This window comes from Pseudarthrobacter siccitolerans (genome assembly GCF_030823375.1).
In the GTDB taxonomy this organism is placed as follows: Bacteria; Actinomycetota; Actinomycetes; order Actinomycetales; family Micrococcaceae; genus Arthrobacter; species Arthrobacter siccitolerans_A.
In genome coordinates, this window is sequence record NZ_JAUSXB010000001.1 from 1,307,964 (window position 1) to 1,324,789 (window position 16,826).

The 16,826-nt window shown below is 65.1% G+C and carries 11 protein-coding genes; 4 read left to right on the forward strand and 7 right to left on the reverse strand.

Annotated elements, in window-relative coordinates:
- Nucleotides 1-82 precede the first annotated feature (82 nt).
- The 7 genes from mgrA to glmS all read right to left on the reverse strand — a co-directional run bounded on the left by mgrA (nt 83) and on the right by glmS (nt 11,633).
- Nucleotides 83-1,123 (reverse strand): L-glyceraldehyde 3-phosphate reductase, encoded by a 1,041-nt coding sequence (mgrA, locus tag QFZ36_RS06110; RefSeq protein WP_306634742.1) that lies wholly within the window; start codon nt 1,121-1,123, stop codon nt 83-85.
- Nucleotides 1,124-1,236: 113 nt separating this feature from the next.
- The gene (treZ, locus tag QFZ36_RS06115) at nt 1,237-3,015 is read right to left on the reverse strand and encodes a malto-oligosyltrehalose trehalohydrolase (RefSeq protein ID WP_306634743.1); all 1,779 of its coding nucleotides are present in this window, start codon (nt 3,013-3,015) and stop codon (nt 1,237-1,239) included.
- Nucleotides 3,012-5,339: a malto-oligosyltrehalose synthase gene (treY, locus tag QFZ36_RS06120; protein ID WP_306634745.1), complete on the reverse strand. Its 2,328-nt coding sequence runs from the start codon at nt 5,337-5,339 to the stop codon at nt 3,012-3,014. The genes treZ and treY overlap by 4 nt, the downstream gene beginning before the upstream one ends.
- Entirely contained in the window at nt 5,336-7,591 is a 2,256-nt protein-coding gene (glgX, locus tag QFZ36_RS06125) for a glycogen debranching protein GlgX (protein WP_306634747.1), read from the reverse strand. The genes treY and glgX overlap by 4 nt, the downstream gene beginning before the upstream one ends.
- 66 nt (nt 7,592-7,657) lie before the next feature.
- Nucleotides 7,658-9,253 carry an NAD(P)H-hydrate epimerase gene (locus tag QFZ36_RS06130; protein WP_306634748.1) on the reverse strand — a complete coding sequence of 532 codons (1,596 nt, stop codon included), beginning with the start codon at nt 9,251-9,253 and terminating at the stop codon, nt 7,658-7,660.
- 25 nt (nt 9,254-9,278) lie between these two features.
- Nucleotides 9,279-9,626: a holo-ACP synthase gene (locus QFZ36_RS06135; RefSeq protein WP_050054357.1), complete on the reverse strand. Its 348-nt coding sequence runs from the start codon at nt 9,624-9,626 to the stop codon at nt 9,279-9,281.
- 120 nt (nt 9,627-9,746) lie between these two features.
- The gene (gene glmS, locus QFZ36_RS06140) at nt 9,747-11,633 is read right to left on the reverse strand and encodes a glutamine--fructose-6-phosphate transaminase (isomerizing) (protein WP_306634749.1); all 1,887 of its coding nucleotides are present in this window, start codon (nt 11,631-11,633) and stop codon (nt 9,747-9,749) included.
- 96 nt (nt 11,634-11,729) lie between these two features.
- Between glmS and coaA the strand changes: the two genes are divergently transcribed.
- From coaA to QFZ36_RS06160, 4 genes are all read left to right on the forward strand, one after another.
- Nucleotides 11,730-12,737, forward strand: a complete 1,008-nt coding sequence (gene coaA, locus QFZ36_RS06145) for a type I pantothenate kinase (RefSeq protein WP_306634750.1) — start codon at nt 11,730-11,732, stop codon at nt 12,735-12,737.
- 5 nt (nt 12,738-12,742) lie between these two features.
- Nucleotides 12,743-13,618 (forward strand): M15 family metallopeptidase, encoded by an 876-nt coding sequence (locus QFZ36_RS06150; protein WP_306634752.1) that lies wholly within the window; start codon nt 12,743-12,745, stop codon nt 13,616-13,618.
- A gap of 1,203 nt (nt 13,619-14,821) precedes the next feature.
- Nucleotides 14,822-15,226, forward strand: coding sequence for a large conductance mechanosensitive channel protein MscL (gene mscL / locus QFZ36_RS06155; protein WP_306634754.1), 405 nt, complete (start codon nt 14,822-14,824; stop codon nt 15,224-15,226).
- 421 nt (nt 15,227-15,647) lie between these two features.
- The gene (locus QFZ36_RS06160) at nt 15,648-16,730 is read left to right on the forward strand and encodes a hypothetical protein (RefSeq protein WP_306634756.1); all 1,083 of its coding nucleotides are present in this window, start codon (nt 15,648-15,650) and stop codon (nt 16,728-16,730) included.
- Nucleotides 16,731-16,826 lie beyond the last annotated feature (96 nt).

Below are 16,826 nucleotides of genomic sequence, written 5' to 3' on the forward strand. Positions count from 1 at the left end.
CGCGGCGCCTTTTCATAGTACCCAACAGAGCGGGGCGGGGTCTTGTTCCCCCGTCCCGCCTTTTGGAATGGGACGGTGGATATCAGACCGGCTGTTTCCAGAGGTTGATGTCCGATTCGACGGCAAACTCGTCGATGGCAGTCAACTCGTCGGCAGTGAATTCGAGGTTGTTGATGGCGGACAGGGTGTCCTCCAACTGGGCAACGCTGGACGCACCAACCAGCGCCGAGGTCACCGGCGAGCCCTTTGGCTGGTTCCGCAGGATCCAGGCGACGGCCATCTGCGCCAGCGTCTGGCCGCGCCCCTTGGCGATGTCGTGCAGGCCGCGGATCCGCTCCAGCTTCTCGTCCGTGATGGCGTCCCCGGACAGGAACCGGGCCTTGGCGGCGCGCGAGTCAGCAGGAATCCCGTCCAGGTACCGGTTGGTGAGCATCCCCTGGGCCAGTGGCGAGAAGGCGATGCACCCGGCCCCCACCTGGTCCAGTGCCTCGTACAGGTTGGGGCTGCCGTCCTCGGTCCACCGGTTGAGCATGGAGTAGCTGGGCTGGTGGATCAGCAGTGGGGTGCCCAGTTCCTTCAGTATCCGGGCCGCCTCCAGGGTCTGCTCCGGGGTGTAGGAGGAGATGCCCGCGTAGAGCGCCTTGCCTGACCGCACTGCGTAGTCGAGGGCACCCATGGTCTCTTCCAGCGGGGTTTCGGGGTCAGGCCTGTGGCTGTAGAAGATGTCCACGTAGTCCAGGCCCATCCGCTGCAGCGACTGGTCCAGGCTGGAGATCAGGTACTTGCGGGAGCCCCATTCACCGTAGGGGCCCGGCCACATGTAGTAGCCGGCCTTGGTGGAGATGACCAGCTCATCGCGGTACGGCTTGAAGTCGTCCTTCAAGTGCCGGCCGAAGTTGGTCTCGGCGGAACCGTCCGGCGGGCCGTAGTTGTTGGCGAGGTCGAAGTGGTTGACGCCCAGGTCGCAGGCGCGCCGCAGGATGGCCCGCTGTTCGTCGAAGCGCTTGTCGTCGCCGAAGTTGTGCCAGAGCCCTAGCGAGATGGCCGGAAGCTTCAAGCCGCTGCGTCCGACGCGGCGGTAGGGCATGGAGTCGTAGCGGTTTTCCGCCGGGGAATAAGTCATACGTTCCATCCTGCCAGTTGTGACCGGGGCTACAGTTGATGGCCGGAAAAGTTACGCCGCGGGCTGACACACGGGCCAGGGCACCCCGCGGCGTAACCTTTGCAGCCAGGAATTCAGGGCTTCAGTGACTTCAGGATCGCCGCACTCCCCGGCGCCAAGGCGAGGGCATCGCCATCAAGACTGGTTGCCTCATCGGTCGCCAGCAGGACCGCCCCGGAAACTTCGTCCAGCCGCAGCTTGGCGTCGGAGAAGTTCAACAGCACCTCGACGCTCCCCCGGCGGAACCGCAGCCAGCCCGCGTCGTCGTCGAACGCCACATCCGTCTCGCCGAAGCCCAGCCCGGCGAGCTCGGAATGCTCCCGGCGCAGTGCCGTGAGGGAGCGGTAGAGCTCCAGGAGCCGGGCGTGGTCGCCGCCCGCGGCTTCGTTCCAGTCCAGCTTGGACCGGCGGAACGTCTCGGGGTCCTGCGGATCGGGCACGACGGCGGGATCCCACCCCATGCGCTCGAATTCCTTGATGCGGCCTTCCGCGGTGGCCTTGCCCAGCTCCGGTTCAGGATGCGAGGTGAAGAACTGCCAGGGCGTGCTTGCGGCAAACTCCTCGCCCATAAACAGCATCGGCGTGAAGGGTGACGTCAGAGTGAGCACGGCAGCAACCGCCAACTGCCCGTAGGACAGCGACTGCGAGAGCCGGTCGCCGGTAGCCCTGTTGCCGATCTGGTCGTGGTTCTGGTTGCACACCACCAGCGCTGCAGGGTGAACCAGGGCGGGATTGATGGGCCGGCCGTGGTGCCGCCCGCGGAAGCTGGAGTAGCTGCCATCGTGCAGGAAGCCGTCTTTGAGGACCTTTGCCAGGACCGCGAGGGATTGGAAGTCCCCGTAGTACCCGGTGGTCTCACCGCTGACGTTCACATGCACCGCATGATGGAAGTCGTCACTCCACTGGCCGGACAGCCCGTAGCCGTTGGCGTCGCGCGGGTAGATCAGGCGCGGGTTGTTCAGGTCCGACTCCGCGATCAGGGTTTTAGGCAGCCCGGTTTCCGCCGAAATGGCCTCACCCAGGGCACCGAAGTCCTCCAGGATATGCACGGCACGCTCGTCGCGCAGGGCGTGCACGGCATCGAGCCGGAGCCCGTCCACGTGGTAGTCCCGGAGCCACAGCGCGAGGTTGTCCAGGATGTACTCGCGCACCACATCCGAGCCGGGGCCGTCCAGGTTCACGGAGTCGCCCCACGTGTTCGCGTCCCCCTGCTTCAAGTACGGGCCGAACCTGGGCAGGTAGTTGCCGCTGGGGCCGAGGTGGTTGTACACCACGTCCTGGATGACGCCGAGCCCGGCGGCGTGGGCTGCGTCCACAAACCGCTGGTAGGCAGCCGGCCCGCCATACCCCTCGTGAACGGCGTACCACTGGACACCGTCGTAGCCCCAGTTGTGCGTGCCGTTGAAGCCGTTGACCGGCAGCAACTCCACGAAGTCGACGCCCAGGTCCGCCAGGTAGCCCAGCTTTCCGGCGGCAGCCTCGAGAGTCCCTTCCGGGGTGAACGTGCCCACGTGCAGTTCGTAGATGACCGAGCCCTGCAGGTCCTTACCCTTCCAGCCCGCGTCCTGCCAGCGGTGGGCGGCCGGGTCAAAGGTCCTCGACAGCTCGTGGACACCGGCGGGCAGCCGCCGCGACCGCGGATCCGGCAGCGGGTGGCCGTCCCCGTCCAGCAGGTAGCCGTAGTCCACCTCGCCGTCGCCCGGAGCATCCGGCGCGGTCCACCACCCCTCCGTCCCGGGCGCCGTTTCCTTCTTCAGCATGGGATACTGCCGGCCGTTCGCCTGCAGGATCACCGATTGCGCGTCCGGGGCCCAGACGTCGAAACGCCCGGGCCCGCTGTTGACGAGGGTCATGCCTGTTCTCCATCCACCGGTACCAGCAAAGCCACCGGGTAGGTACCCAGGACCTCCGCCGCCGAAACCGTCCCCGGACCGTAGGCGGTGCCCGTGAGCTGGTCACGCATGGCCGTGGAAAGTTCGACGGCGGTGTCCCGCCACCCGCCGTCGGCCGCCAGTCCGGCGGGCAGCCGGGTGGCCAGCGTCAGGGCCCCGGGAACACCTTCCGTGCCGCGGTGGAACGCGATCAGGTGCCCTGCAGCAGCACCGGACGCGGTCACCGGGGTGTAGCCCTGGAAGAGTTCCGGCCGGTCGCGGCGAAGCCGGAGTGCGCGCGAGGTGACCAGAAGCTTGCTGGCTTCCGTTCCCGCCGCAGGCAACGTCCCGCCGTCGAGCTTTGCCAGCTCCTCCTGGCGCGCCGCGAAATCCACCGGCCGCCGGTTGTCCGGGTCGGTCAGTGACCGTTCCCAGAACTCGCTGCCCTGGTACACGTCCGGGACGCCGGGCATGGTCAGCTGGACCAACTTGGCGGACACGGAGTTGGAAGCCGCATAGGAGTCGATCCGCGCAACGAAGTCCTCCACCACCGTGGTGACCCGGCCGTCGTCGAACACCGCGTCAACAGCGGCCTTGATCTGGGACTCGAACTCCTCGTTGGGGTCCGTCCACTTGGTGGAGTTGCCGGCTTCCCGGGCCGCCTTTTCGGCATAGCCCTGCAGCCGTTCCCTGCTCGCCGGCCAGGCTCCGACGATGGCCTGCCACAGCAGGTTTTCGTACGGGCCGTCCGGAATCGGGGCCAGCTCGCGGAGCGTGTTCAGGGTAGCCGCCCACTCCTGGGGCAGTTCGGCGATGACCGAGATCCGGGCCCTGGCGTCCTCGCTGCGCTTGGTGTCGTGCGTGGACAACGTGGTCATCGACAGGGGAAGCCGCTCCTGCCGGCGCAGCATCCGCTGGTGGAACTCGTCAGGAGAAACCGCAAATTCGGTAGGTTCAGCCCCCACCTCCGTCAGCGTGCCTAGCCGGGTGTAGCGGTAAAAAGCGGTGTCCTCCACGCCTTTCGCCATCACCATGCCGGAGGTTTGCTGGAACCGGACCGCAATCGGATTGGCCGGGTCCAGGAGCAGCGGCAGCAGTGTCCCCACCGCAACCTGCAGCTCAGGCCGGTAGGCAGCGGCGGACTCGCAAGCTTCCTTGAGGACGTCGGCGCCGGTGGGCAGGTACGACCGGTATACCGGGAAAGCGGCGATGATTTCCGCCAGGGCATCGGCAGCCTGTTCTACCGACAGCCCGTGGGAGTCCGGAACCAGGCGGGCCAGGCGAAGCACCTCGGACCGGAGGATGCCGTCCGCAATCATCCGCTTGGTGCCCCGGATCATTTCGGCGTAGTCCGCCGGCGCCGCAGAGTCACGGAGCTTGGCATCAAGATCATTCAACGGCTGCTCGCCGGCCGGATCAACAAACACCCGGTCCACGTCAGCCAGTGCGTCGTACCCGGTGGTCCCTTCGGTGGCAAAATCCCCGGGCAGGGTTTCGCCCGGCTCCAGGATCTTTTCCACCAGGATGTAGGCCCCGCCGCTGATGTCTTTCAGCCAGCGCAGGTACCCGGCGGGATCGGCCAGGCCGTCCGGGTGGTCCACGCGCAGCCCGTCCACCAGCCCCTCGCGGGACCAGCGGCCCACCTCGGCATGGGCTTCCTCGAACACGCGAGGATTCTCCACCCGGATGCCGGCCAGCGTGGTCACGGCGAAGAAGCGCCGGTAGTTCAGCTCGGCGTCCGCCCGGCGCCAGCCGATCAGCTCGTAGTGCTGGCGGCTGTGGACCTCCTGCGGCGAATCACCGTCCGAATACGTACCTTCGGCGATCGGAAAGCGGTGGTCGTAGTAGCGGAGTTCACCATCCTTGATCTCCAGCTTGTCCAGGTCCCCGTCCGAACCCAGCATGGGCAGCCGGATCTTCCCGCCGGCCAGGTCCCACTCGACGTCGAAAGCGTCAGCGTAGGGTGAGCCCTGCCCTTCCTTCAGCAGGGACCACCACCAGGGGTTCTGTGCCGGAGTGGCAACACCCACGTGGTTGGGCACGATGTCCACCAGGACACCCATGCCGTGCTCGCGCGCAGCCCTGGAAAGGGCCAGCAGCCCTTCCGGACCGCCCCGTTCCGGGTCCACGGCGGAGGGGTCGGTCACGTCGTAACCGTGGTCCGAGCCCTGCTCTGCGGTGAGGATGGGCGAGAGGTAGACCCAATCGGCTCCAAGCGATTTCAGGTACGGAACCTGTTCGGCGGCATCAAACAGGGTGAAGCTGCGCCGGATCTGGAGCCGGTAGGTGGAGGCGGGCACCTTCATTTCTTCAGATCCTTCCGCGAGCCCACCTTCGTCGTCTTGCCGGGTTCAGCGACCGGGGGCGTGCTGATGGACTCGGCCTCGCTGCTCGCGGTCTGGGTCAGCGCCGCAAGGGATGCCGCCACGGAGTGGTCCGGCTCAACTTCCGGAACGCTGTGGGCGCGCAGGACCACCAGGGACTTGGCCTCCACCGGCAGCAGCTGCCCCGCGTTGACGGGCTCGGTGTCCGCGTTATGCCCCGCGGTGTCGATCATGACGTCCCAGGCTGGCGCGTACTCGTCTGACGGCAGGGTGAACTTGACCGTATCGTCGTGCGCGTTGAAGTACAGCAGGAAGTTCACGTCGGTGATCCGCCGGCCCCGGCTGTCCTTGCCCTGGATGCCGTCGCCGTTCAGGAACACACCCACCGACCGGCCAAACCCGGCTTCCCAGGCCTCCGGTTTCATGTTTTCGCCCTCAGGGTCCAGCCATACGATGTCCGGCAGCCGCTCGCCCTCGCCCCGCAGGACGGGCCGGCCGTCGAAGAACCGGCTGCGGCGGAACGTCGGGTGCTTGGCGCGCAGCGCGTTCACCGCGGAGGTGAACTCCACCAGCGGCTGGTCGATGGATTCCCAGTTGATCCAGGTCAGCTCGGAGTCCTGGCAGTACCCGTTGTTGTTGCCCTGCTGGGTGCGGCCCATCTCGTCGCCGTGCAGGAGCATGGGCACGCCCTGGGACAGCAGCAGCGAGGCGATGAAGTTCCGCTGCTGGCGGGCCCGCAGCCCCAGGACTTCGGGATCGTCCGTAGGGCCCTCCACGCCGCAGTTCCAGGAGCGGTTGTGGGATTCGCCGTCGTTGTTGTCCTCGCCGTTGGCGTCGTTGTGCTTCTCGTTATAGGACACCAGGTCCGAAAGGGTGAAGCCGTCGTGCGCGGTGACGAAGTTGATGGAGGCCACGGGGCGGCGGCCGGAGTGCTCGTAGAGGTCCGCAGAGCCGGTGATGCGGGACGCGAACTCGCCCAGGGTGGCGGGCTCGCCGCGCCAGAAGTCGCGGACGGTGTCGCGGTACTTGCCGTTCCATTCGGTCCACTGCGGCGGGAAGTTGCCCACCTGGTAGCCGCCGGGCCCAACGTCCCAGGGCTCGGCGATGAGCTTGACCTGGGAGACTACGGGGTCCTGCTGGATGAGTTCGAAGAAGGTGGAGAGCTTGTCCACGTCGTAGAACTCACGGGCCAGCGTGGAGGCGAGGTCAAAGCGGAAGCCGTCCACGTGCATCTCTGAAACCCAGTAGCGCAGCGAGTCCATCAGCAGCTGCAGGGAGTGCGGCTGGCGGACGTTCAGCGAGTTGCCGGTGCCGGTGTAGTCCATGTAGTGCTTCTCGTCGCCCTCCATCAACCGGTAGTAGGCGGCGTTGTCGATGCCCTTGAAGGACAGGGTGGGGCCCAGGTGGTTGCCTTCGGCGGTGTGGTTGTACACCACATCCAGGATGACCTCGATGCCGGCCTTGTGCAGTGAACGGACCATGGCTTTGAAGTCCTGGACCTGCTGTCCGGTGTCGCCGGTGGAGCTGTAGGTGTTCTGCGGGGCGAAGAAGCCAATGGTGTTGTAGCCCCAGTAGTTGTTCAGGCCCTTGTCCTGCAGGGTGCCGTCATTGACGAACTGGTGCACGGGCATGAGCTCGATGGCGGTGACGCCGAGTTTCTGCAGGTGCGAGATGACGGCCGGGTGCGCCACGCCGGCATACGTGCCGCGCTGTTCCTCGGGGATCTCCGGGTGCAGCTGGGTGAGGCCCTTGACGTGGGCTTCGTAGATCACCGACTGGTGGTAGGGAATCCGCAGGTTCTGGTCACCGTCCCAGTCGAAGAACGGGTTGATCACCACGCCCATCATCATGTGGCTGGCCGAGTCGTCGTTGTTGATGGACTCCGGCTCGCCCAGGTTGTACGTGAACAGCGACGGGTCCCAGTCCACCTGGCCGTGGATGGCCTTGGCGTAAGGGTCCAGCAGAAGTTTGTTGGGGTTGAAGCGGTTGCCGGAAGCAGGATCGTAGGGGCCGTGGACCCGGTAGCCGTACTTCTGGCCGGGCTGGATCTGCGGGATGTAGCAGTGCCAGACGTACCCGTCCACTTCGTCCAGCGTGATGCGGGTTTCCTTGCCGTCGTCGTCGAAGAGGCACAGTTCCACTTTTTCTGCTCGTTCGCTGAACAGGGCAAAGTTGGTGCCGGTCCCGTTGTACGTGGCGCCAAGGGGATAAGCCGATCCAGGCCAGACTTCCATAATGCTCCTCTTTGTGATTCGGCAGCAGAAGGGCAAGTGCCCCCTGCTGCCGGTGCGAACTACTGCCTACCGTAGCGGCTGGCTGTGACTATTACGTTTCCGGATCCCACCGTTACTAAGCGTGCTTACTTTACCCCAGACATGGGGTAGGGAGTCTGCAATTCCGCCAGCAGCGATCGGCCCGCCGAGGCAGGCGTCCGACGCCGCCCTCCCGGCTTTGCCGTGCAGTGCGGCTCCCAGCGCGGCCACCGCTGCCCAGCGCGCGCCTGGTTCCACGCCAGCCTTACCGAAGTGTTCGACGTCGGAACCCAGCTGTGCGAGCAGCGCGCCAATGATGCCGGCCAGGACATCGCCGCTGCCGGCGGTGGCGAGCCACGGGGTGCCGTCTGACTGGCCGAACACGCCCCCGGCGGGCGCGGCCACCAGCGTAGTGGCCCCCTTGAGCAGGACGGTGGCGCCGGTCAGTGCGGCTGCCCGGCGGACGGCGGCCAGCGTGCCCGCTTCCACAGCGGCCCGGTCCTCGTCGCCGCCCAGCCTCTGCAGGAGTGCGGCGAGCTCGCCGGCGTGCGGGGTCAGGACCACATGCGGAGCCAGAGCGTCGGGAAGGGCGGGCAGCGCACCGGCGTCGGCTACCACGGGCAGGCCGGACTCGACGGCGTCGCGGGCGCGCTGCAGCTGCTCGTGGTCACCGGGCCCCATTCCCGAACCCACCAGCCAGGCCTGCACCCGGTTGTCGGCCGCGGCGCCGGTACTGCACACAACTTCGGGGCAGGACTCCCGCACCAGGTCAGCGACCTCCGGCGGTCCCAGGTAGCGGACCATGCCGACCCCCGCGGCCAGGGCGCCCCGGCACGCGAGGACGGCCGCGCCGGGATAGTCGGCGGATCCGGCCACCACACCCAGGACTCCACGCGAGTACTTGTGCGCCCGCCGCTCGGGGCGCGGCAGGAGGGCCGCGATGTCGCCGTCGTCCAGCCGGCGCAGGGCGGGACGCTCGAAGTTTTCCTCAATGCCGATGGGCACTACTTCCACCCGGCCGGAGAAGTCGGCGCCGGGATCGGCCAGCAGCCCGGCCTTGGCTGCGCCGAACGTCACCGTCAGGTCGGCAGCAAGTACCGGCTGGGCCACCTCACCCGTATCGGCGTCAACGCCGCTCGGCAGGTCGCATGCCACAACAAATCCCGGGGCGGCGCTCCCGGTCCTGGCCTCAGCAATGGCGGCGATCAACGCGGCGGCACTCCCCCGCAGCCCGCCTTTCGCGCCCGTTCCCAGCACGGCATCAATGACGACGTCGGCGCGCGCCGTATCTGCCGCAAGCCCGCCGGGTGCCGCGTCGCTAAGGTGCCGGACGCGGCCGCCGGCCCGCTCAAAAGCAGCCAAAGCCTGGGGATGGGCGGAGTCTGCGGTGAGTATCGCCGTCGTGCGCATGCCCCGGGCGGCGAGGAAGGCGGCGGCGTAAAGGCCGTCCCCGCCGTTGTTGCCTTTGCCGGTGAGCACCGCAACGGAGGAGCCGTAGACCCGCAGCCCGCGGGCCTTTAGTTCGCGGATGACCGCGACGGCCAGCCCGTGTGCCGCGCGCTGCATGAGGACATCGCCGAGCCCGGCAGCGAGGAGTGGTTCCTCGGCATGCCGGACCTGCGTTCCGGTGTAGGCGCTGATCACGGTGTCAGTGGCGGAGGACGCCGGCTCAGCCTTCGGCCAGGACCGTGGCGGTGGCGATGCCGCCGTCGTGGCTGATGGAGAGGTGCCAGCGTTTGACGCCCTTGGCCTCGGCGACGGCCAGCACAGTGCCCTTGACCTGGACGGTAGGGCCGTTATGGTCCAGCCCGATCCAGCAGTCCTGCCAGTTCATGCCGGCCGGGGCGCCGAGGACCTTGGCCACAGCTTCCTTCGCGGCGAACCGTGCGGCGAGGGAGCGGATGTTCAGCTCGCGCTCGGCGGGAACGAACAAACGGTCCCGGAGGCCGGGGGTGCGCTCAAGCTGGCGGCCGAACCGCTCGATGTCTACAACGTCTACGCCAATGCCAACAATCATGCGGCTTATTCTACGGTGACGCATGTTACTGGCCGGACCACAAAGCAAGCGCAGGAGAGGTTAAATGCTGAAACCCCGGGCGGTTAAACCCGGGGTTTCAGCTGTCGGAGGACAAACCGCTTACTCGACCGTGACGCTCTTGGCGAGGTTGCGGGGCTGGTCCACGTCGTAGCCCTTGGCCGCGGCGAGTTCCGCGGCGAAGATCTGCAGCGGGACGGTGGTCAGCAGCGGCATCAGCAGCACCGGTGTTTCGGGGACGTAGAAGACGTGCTCGGCGTAGGCCTTGACGGCTTCGTCGCCTTCCTCGGCGATGACCAGGGTGCGGGCGCCGCGGGCGCGGACTTCCTGGATGTTGCTGATCACCTTGGCATGCAGCGATTCGCGGCCGCGGGGGGACGGGACCACCACGAACACCGGCTGGCCTTCATCGATCAGGGCGATCGGGCCGTGCTTGAGCTCGCCGGCGGCGAAGCCTTCCGCATGGATGTACGCGATTTCCTTCAGCTTCAACGCACCCTCAAGGGCCACCGGGTAGCCGACGTGGCGGCCCAGGAACAGCACCGACTTCTCGTTGGCCATGCTCCGGGCAAGCTCGCGCAGCGGACCCGCATTGTCCAGGACGGTCTGGATCTTCGCGGGGATCTTGTTCAGGTCCGCGAGGACGTCCTTGATCTGGCCGGAGAAGATGTTTCCGCGCAGCTGGGCCAGGTAGAGGCCCAGCAGGTATGCGGCGGTGATCTGGGCCAGGAACGCCTTGGTGGACGCCACCGCGATTTCCGGACCGGCGTGCGTGTACAGCACGGCGTCGGATTCGCGCGGAATGGTGGAGCCGTTGGTGTTGCAGATGGAGATGGTCTTCGCGCCCTGTTCCCGGGCGTAGCGGACGGCCATCAGGGTGTCCATGGTTTCGCCGGACTGGCTGATGGACACCACCAGGGTGTTCGCGTCCAGGATCGGGTCCCGGTAGCGGAACTCGTGGGCGAGTTCCACCTCGGTGGGGATCCGGCACCAGTTTTCGATGGCGTACTTGGCCACGGTGCCGGCGTAGGCTGCGGTGCCGCAGGCCAGGACGATGATTTTGTTGACCTGCTTCAGCAGTTCGGGGTCGATCCGGACCTCGTCCAGGGTCAGTTTGCCGTTGATGTCCGAACGGCCCAGCAGGGTCTGCGCCACGGCGTCGGGCTGGTCATGGATTTCCTTCTCCATGAACGAGCTGAACCCGCCCTTCTCCGCGGAGGCAGGGTCCCAGTCCACGTGGTATTCCTTGCCCTCAGCCGGCTTGCCGTAGAAGTCGGTGATCTCCACGGTGTCCGCGGTGATGGTGACGATCTGGTCCTGGCCCAGCTCCACGGCCCGGCGGGTGTAGTCGATGAACCCGGACACGTCCGAGCCCAGGAAGTTCTCCCCCTCGCCCAGGCCCACCACCAGGGGTGAGTTGCGGCGGGCGGCGACGACGACGTCGGGCTGGTCAGCGTGGACAGCGAGTAGGGTGAAGGCGCCCTCCAGGCGCTGGCAGGCCAGCTCCATGGCACGGGTCAGGCCACCGTTGGAGACATCACCGCCGAGCTTGTTGCGGAAAATGTCACCCAGCAGCGCAGCGGCCACTTCGGTGTCCGTCTCGGACAGGAACTTCACGCCCTTGTCCAGCAGCTCCAGCTTGAGCTCGGCGAAGTTTTCGATGATCCCGTTGTGGATCACGGCGAGCCTGCCCTCATCGGCCAGGTGCGGGTGGGCGTTCCGGTCCGTCGGCCCGCCATGGGTGGCCCAGCGCGTGTGGCCGATCCCGGTGACGGTCTCCGGCAGCGGGTGTTCTTCCAGCTCGGCAATCAGGTTGCTCAGCTTGCCTGATTTTTTCCGCGATTCAATTAAGCCCTGGGACACAACAGCGACCCCTGCGGAGTCATAGCCCCGGTACTCGAGGCGGCGCAGTCCTTCCAGGACCACGTCCAGCGCACTGTGACTTCCGCCGTTACCAGAACGGCCCACGTATCCTACGATTCCACACATAGGCTCAAGACTATCGGCAGGGGTGCTTGAGATCTAAACCGGGACGTTGTGCACGGGGCCGCTTTTGTTGCATTCCTCCAGCGTGTTCCAGCGCACATGCATTTCGCTCTCAGCCGGGCTAAGGGCAGAATCTCTAGGGTGACTGTGCAACGCAATGACGCGAACGGCGAAGGTGTCTCCCCGTTCGTTGAGCTGGACCGGCAGACCTGGTCCCGGCTCGCAGATGAGATGGAACAGCCTCTTAACGAAGAGGATATCTTCCGTCTCCGCGGCCTTGGCGACCCCCTGGATTTGAAGGAAGTCCGGGAGGTCTACCTTCCGCTTTCCAGGCTCCTGCACCTGTATGTTGAGGCCGCGGGCCAGCTGCATGCCGCCACCACCACGTTCCTGGGCGAACAGACCCAGCGCACCCCGTTTGTGATTGGCGTGGCAGGGTCCGTCGCCGTGGGCAAGTCCACCATTGCCCGTGTGCTCCGCGAAATGCTCCGGCGCTGGCCCGGCACCCCGAATGTGGAACTCATCACCACGGACGGTTTCCTGTATCCGCTCGCGGAGTTGAAGCGCCGGCAGCTGCTGGAGCGCAAGGGCTTCCCGGAGTCCTACGACCGGCGCGCGCTGCTGCGTTTTGTGAGCGAAATCAAGAGCGGCGCCGAGGAAGTGCGGGCGCCCTGGTACTCGCACGTCACGTACGACATCGTTCCGGGGAAGGAAGTGGTGGTCCGCCGCCCTGACGTGCTGATCGTGGAAGGGCTCAACGTCCTGGCCCCGGCCCGGCCCCGGCATGACGGCAAGCAGGGGCTGGCCCTGAGCGATTTCTTCGACTTCTCCATCTATGTGGACGCCAAGACCTCCTTTATTGAAGAGTGGTACGTGGACAGGTTCCGCAAGCTGCGCAGCACGGCCTTCGCCCAGCCGGAGTCCTACTTCCACCGGTATGCGAGCCTGTCCGATGACGAGGCGGAGAGCACCGCGCGCGACATCTGGAAGCGCATCAACGAGCCCAACCTGGAGGAGAACGTCCTCCCCACGCGCGGCCGGGCCCAGCTGGTGCTCACCAAAGACATGGACCATTCCATCCGCCGCATGCTGCTTCGGAAGGTCTAGCACAGGTGTGCTACGACTGCGCTCCTGCCGCCGAACCTGCACTCACGACGACCAGCCGGCGCAGCTTTGCCCGCTTCCTCGCAGCGGGAGCAGGGCTCACTGTCCTGGCTGCCTGCACGCCGGCGGCACCCGAGGCGGCGGCGCCGTCGTCGGCCTCCCCTGCTGCCTCACCGTCGCCTTCCGTCCCGCCGGCAACCACGACGGCGGAGGGCACCACGGCGGCTCCCCCACCTCCTGAGCCGTCCCCCACGCCGTCGCCCTCCTCGGCGCTGCCACGGCAGTTCTCCCTCACTGATCCAGTGAGCCCCTGGCTGGTAGTGAACAAGCACCGGCCACTGGTTCCGGCGGACTATGTGCCGGCTGACCTGGTGCAGCCCGCCGTCACGGCGACTGCGTCCGGCGAGTCCGCGCTGCTGAACAGCACGACGGCGGCAGCGGCCGAGGCGATGTTCGCGGCCGCCGCGCAGGAAGGGGTGGCTATGGTCCTGGCGAGCGGGTACCGTTCCTACGGGACGCAGGTGACGACCTACGGCGGTTATGTTGCCTCGCGCGGCCAGGCCGACGCGGACACGGCCAGCGCGCGTCCCGGCTACTCGGAGCACCAGACGGGCTGGGCGTTCGATATCGCCGACGGCGGGGGCGCGTGCAGCTTCCAGCCGTGCTTCGAGGACCAGCCAGCGGCCGTGTGGGCCAAGGCTAACGGGCACCGGTTCGGGTTCGTGGTGCGGTATCCGTTGATGTTCCATCCCATCACCGGGTACTACTACGAGCCGTGGCACCTGCGATACATCGGGGTGGAGGCAGCCACGGACATGGTGAACCGCGGCATCAACACGCTCGAGGAGTACTTCGCCGTGGAGGCGGCGCCGGGGTATGCGTGAGGCGATGCCGAAGGGCAGGCTCTCCGTCTACCGGGCTCATGACTGAGCACAACGGTGAAGGCATACTGACAGAGCGTGCAGACCGAGCCCCGCGCGACTTCCAGTTGCGCATTGACGACTTCGACCGCGAATAGGCGGAGCGGACAGCGGCCATCCCAGAAGATGACACCGCAGCCATGCAAGACCATGTACTTCGTCTCAAGCCTGGGCGAAGCGCCAGCTCTCAGGGCCTACCTCCCTGCTGGCGTAGCAGATGACGATGGCAGGCAGGGCCGTCGCATCGGAAAACACGAAGAGCGAGGGGCGAGCCCCTTAGTCATCCCGCCCCATAACGCACCACGTGATGGCGGCGCGCGAGGTTCGGTCGTCGCAGCTATCGCTGGTGCGGATCGGCGGCGCCAAGGGTTTCAGTCGATGGCTGCCAGGATCGTATTCAACGCATCCTCTGGCCTGGATCCCGGAACGTTCAGCAACGCGGCGCTGAATCGGTGACCGTCTGTACAAAGCATTGCTTGCTGAGCCCCGTCCTTAGTGGCGGTCCATCCGGACCATCCGCGGGCCAGGACCCATTCCGCCTTGATTGTGACCCCGCCTGGCACGAGCTCGGGGTCGTTGGCGCAGATTCGCTTGACCATGGGCAGCTCATCTCCGTCACCCGCGAGGTCCCCTCCGGCGAGAGTGGCGGCCGGGGCAGCAGATATGTCACCGGTTACCGCGGTGTATACGCACATGCTGGTTGCCGACTCTGAAGTTGAACCGGCTGGCGGCTGTACTCGCGGCAGGGCCGGAAACTTCACGAGGTACTTCTCGCCGGCGTCGCAGAACTGCGCAGACGGCAGCCCCGTTGTTGGTACTCGACTTGTTTCTTCGGAAGAAGGGCTTGCTGCGGCCGTAAGGGGCGACGACGGAGATGTCACTGCTGTGGATTCGGCACTGGGTTCGCTGGGAACAAGGGCGGCAGGTTGTTCGCTTCCGCATCCGTTCAAGGCAAGTGCTGTCAGTACGGCGGTAAGTACCGTGGCGAAGCTTTTGCGCATTGTGTCCCCCAAGTCATTCGCAATGATCCACAGTAACAGCACGGCTTGACCTGAAGCGCTGATTCGGTTATCTCAGGACAGTCTCCGCCAGGGATAACAGCTTCACGTCTTCACTGAGCCCTCCGACCAGTCCTAAGCGCATTTCAAATGGGTTACTTTGGTTCCTATGCTGACTGGATTCAAGAACTTCATCATGAAGGGCAACGTTGTTGACCTTGCCGTCGCCGTCGTCATTGGCACCGCCTTCGGCGCGGTGGTCACCGCGCTGGTGAACAAGGTGCTGATGCCCTTCGTTGCCGCGATTGTGGGCTCCCCTAACTTCGACAGTTTCGCGAAGATTGAGCTAAACGGCAACGCCATCGAGTTCGGCGTCCTCCTGACAGCGATCGTGAATTTCCTCTTGATTTCGGCGGCCATCTACTTTGTAGTGGTGATGCCGATGAACCTTATGATCGAGCGTCGCAACCGCCGCCTCGGCATCAACCAGGACGTGAAGAAGGACTCGGCGGAGGACCCGCAGATCGCGCTGCTAACCGAAATCCGGGATTCATTGCAGAGCCGGAGCCGTTAATCTTTGCCCCTTGCATCCAAAAAGCTGTGGCCCGTCTCCGTTGAAGGCGGGCCACAGTTGCGTTCACTATGTGGTTGGGCGGGCATTCATTGACACACTTACCCAGGACATACAGTGATTGCGCTATGGGGATGCAACGACAGCTCATGTCGTATCAACAGTACGATCCCTCACCGGCCTCGCCATTGCCATTTCCATTGATATAACGGTGATTGCCCGTCTTGCGAATGCTTCGCCTCCTCAGCGGAGGCCGCCACATATTTCTGGTGCTGGGTGTTAATGCAACAGTCGCCCGAATTTCGGCTGCACATTCTGACAACCCCTAATTTCCGTCTGCTCGTATGCCGTTGCTTCCTCAAGTCTTGCGAAGGATTTGCGCACCTACATCGTTATTGATAGCTGCGTCTCATAGATTGACGGCATGGTTATGGATGCCGGAGCCCTTTGGCTCGACCTCGTTGATGACGTTCGCTGGTATCCCTCACCCCATAACTCCCAGCCGATCAAGCTGAGGGCCATCAGTGAGACGGTGGCAGTTGTTTACTACGACCTTGATCTTGGGCTACCTGCCGAATCGTTTGGTATCCCCTTTGGCCATGTCTGCGCAGGTGTCTTCCTGGAGTCCTTATCTGTGGTCGCGGCAGCCCGCGGCTACAGGACAATAGAATTCCTCGAACATTCGGAAATGGATTTCGCTGCCGCAGCCCGCTTGCATCGTATCGGGACAGTGCGATTGGAACCCATCCCCGAGGACGACGACGAGTTACAGTCCGCGGCTCACCGTCGATTGGCTGCATTCCGATCGAGACGAACTTCCCGGCGGCCCTATGACAGCAGGCTTGTTGGCACAGAGTTACTGGCGTCAGCTTCTTCAATCGCCGCCGCGCAAGGATACGAATTCCGCTCGACCACCGACGGCCGCATTGTTTCTTTACTTGTGCAAATCAATCAGAAGACCTTGTTTTCCGACTTGCGCAATGACGCCGTTTACGCCGAGATTATGCATTGGCTGCGGTTTTCGAAGGATGAAGCGGCCGCACTTGCCGATGGTCTTAGCGCAGAAACCATGATCATGCCGGGTCCTGTCCTTCGTTTCGCCATGCGGCACCGCGGCTTGTGGTCCTTCCCCGTAATCGGCGGCTTAATCAGAGCCATCTATTTGCGCACGATGCGTGGGGTACGCCAGCTCGGGTGGCTCGAAGGCCCGTTCGACGAACCCGCGGATTACTTGGAAGCCGGGCGTACCTTCATGCGGGTCTGGCTATTCTTCTCTGAAAAAGGCGTTTGCCTTCATCCCTTCGGCACTGTCATCACCAACCCGGTCTCTCACGCCGAATTCGTTCGGGCGGCGGGAATTAATGAAACCGCGGGCAGAATGGCCTGGATGCTCTTCAGGTTCGGATACAGCGCCACCCCTCCAGCAGCGCACCGCCGCCCGGCCAGCTCGACCCTGCTTAGTCCATTGCCTGAGGACACACCACTACAGGAGCCCCTCCGTGAATAAAGCGTTCGTATTCGCATTCGTTTTTCTGATGGACAGGTTCGTTGGCCTGTTCACCCCAAGGATTTCCACGCACCGGATACTGCTCATGCCTGGGAT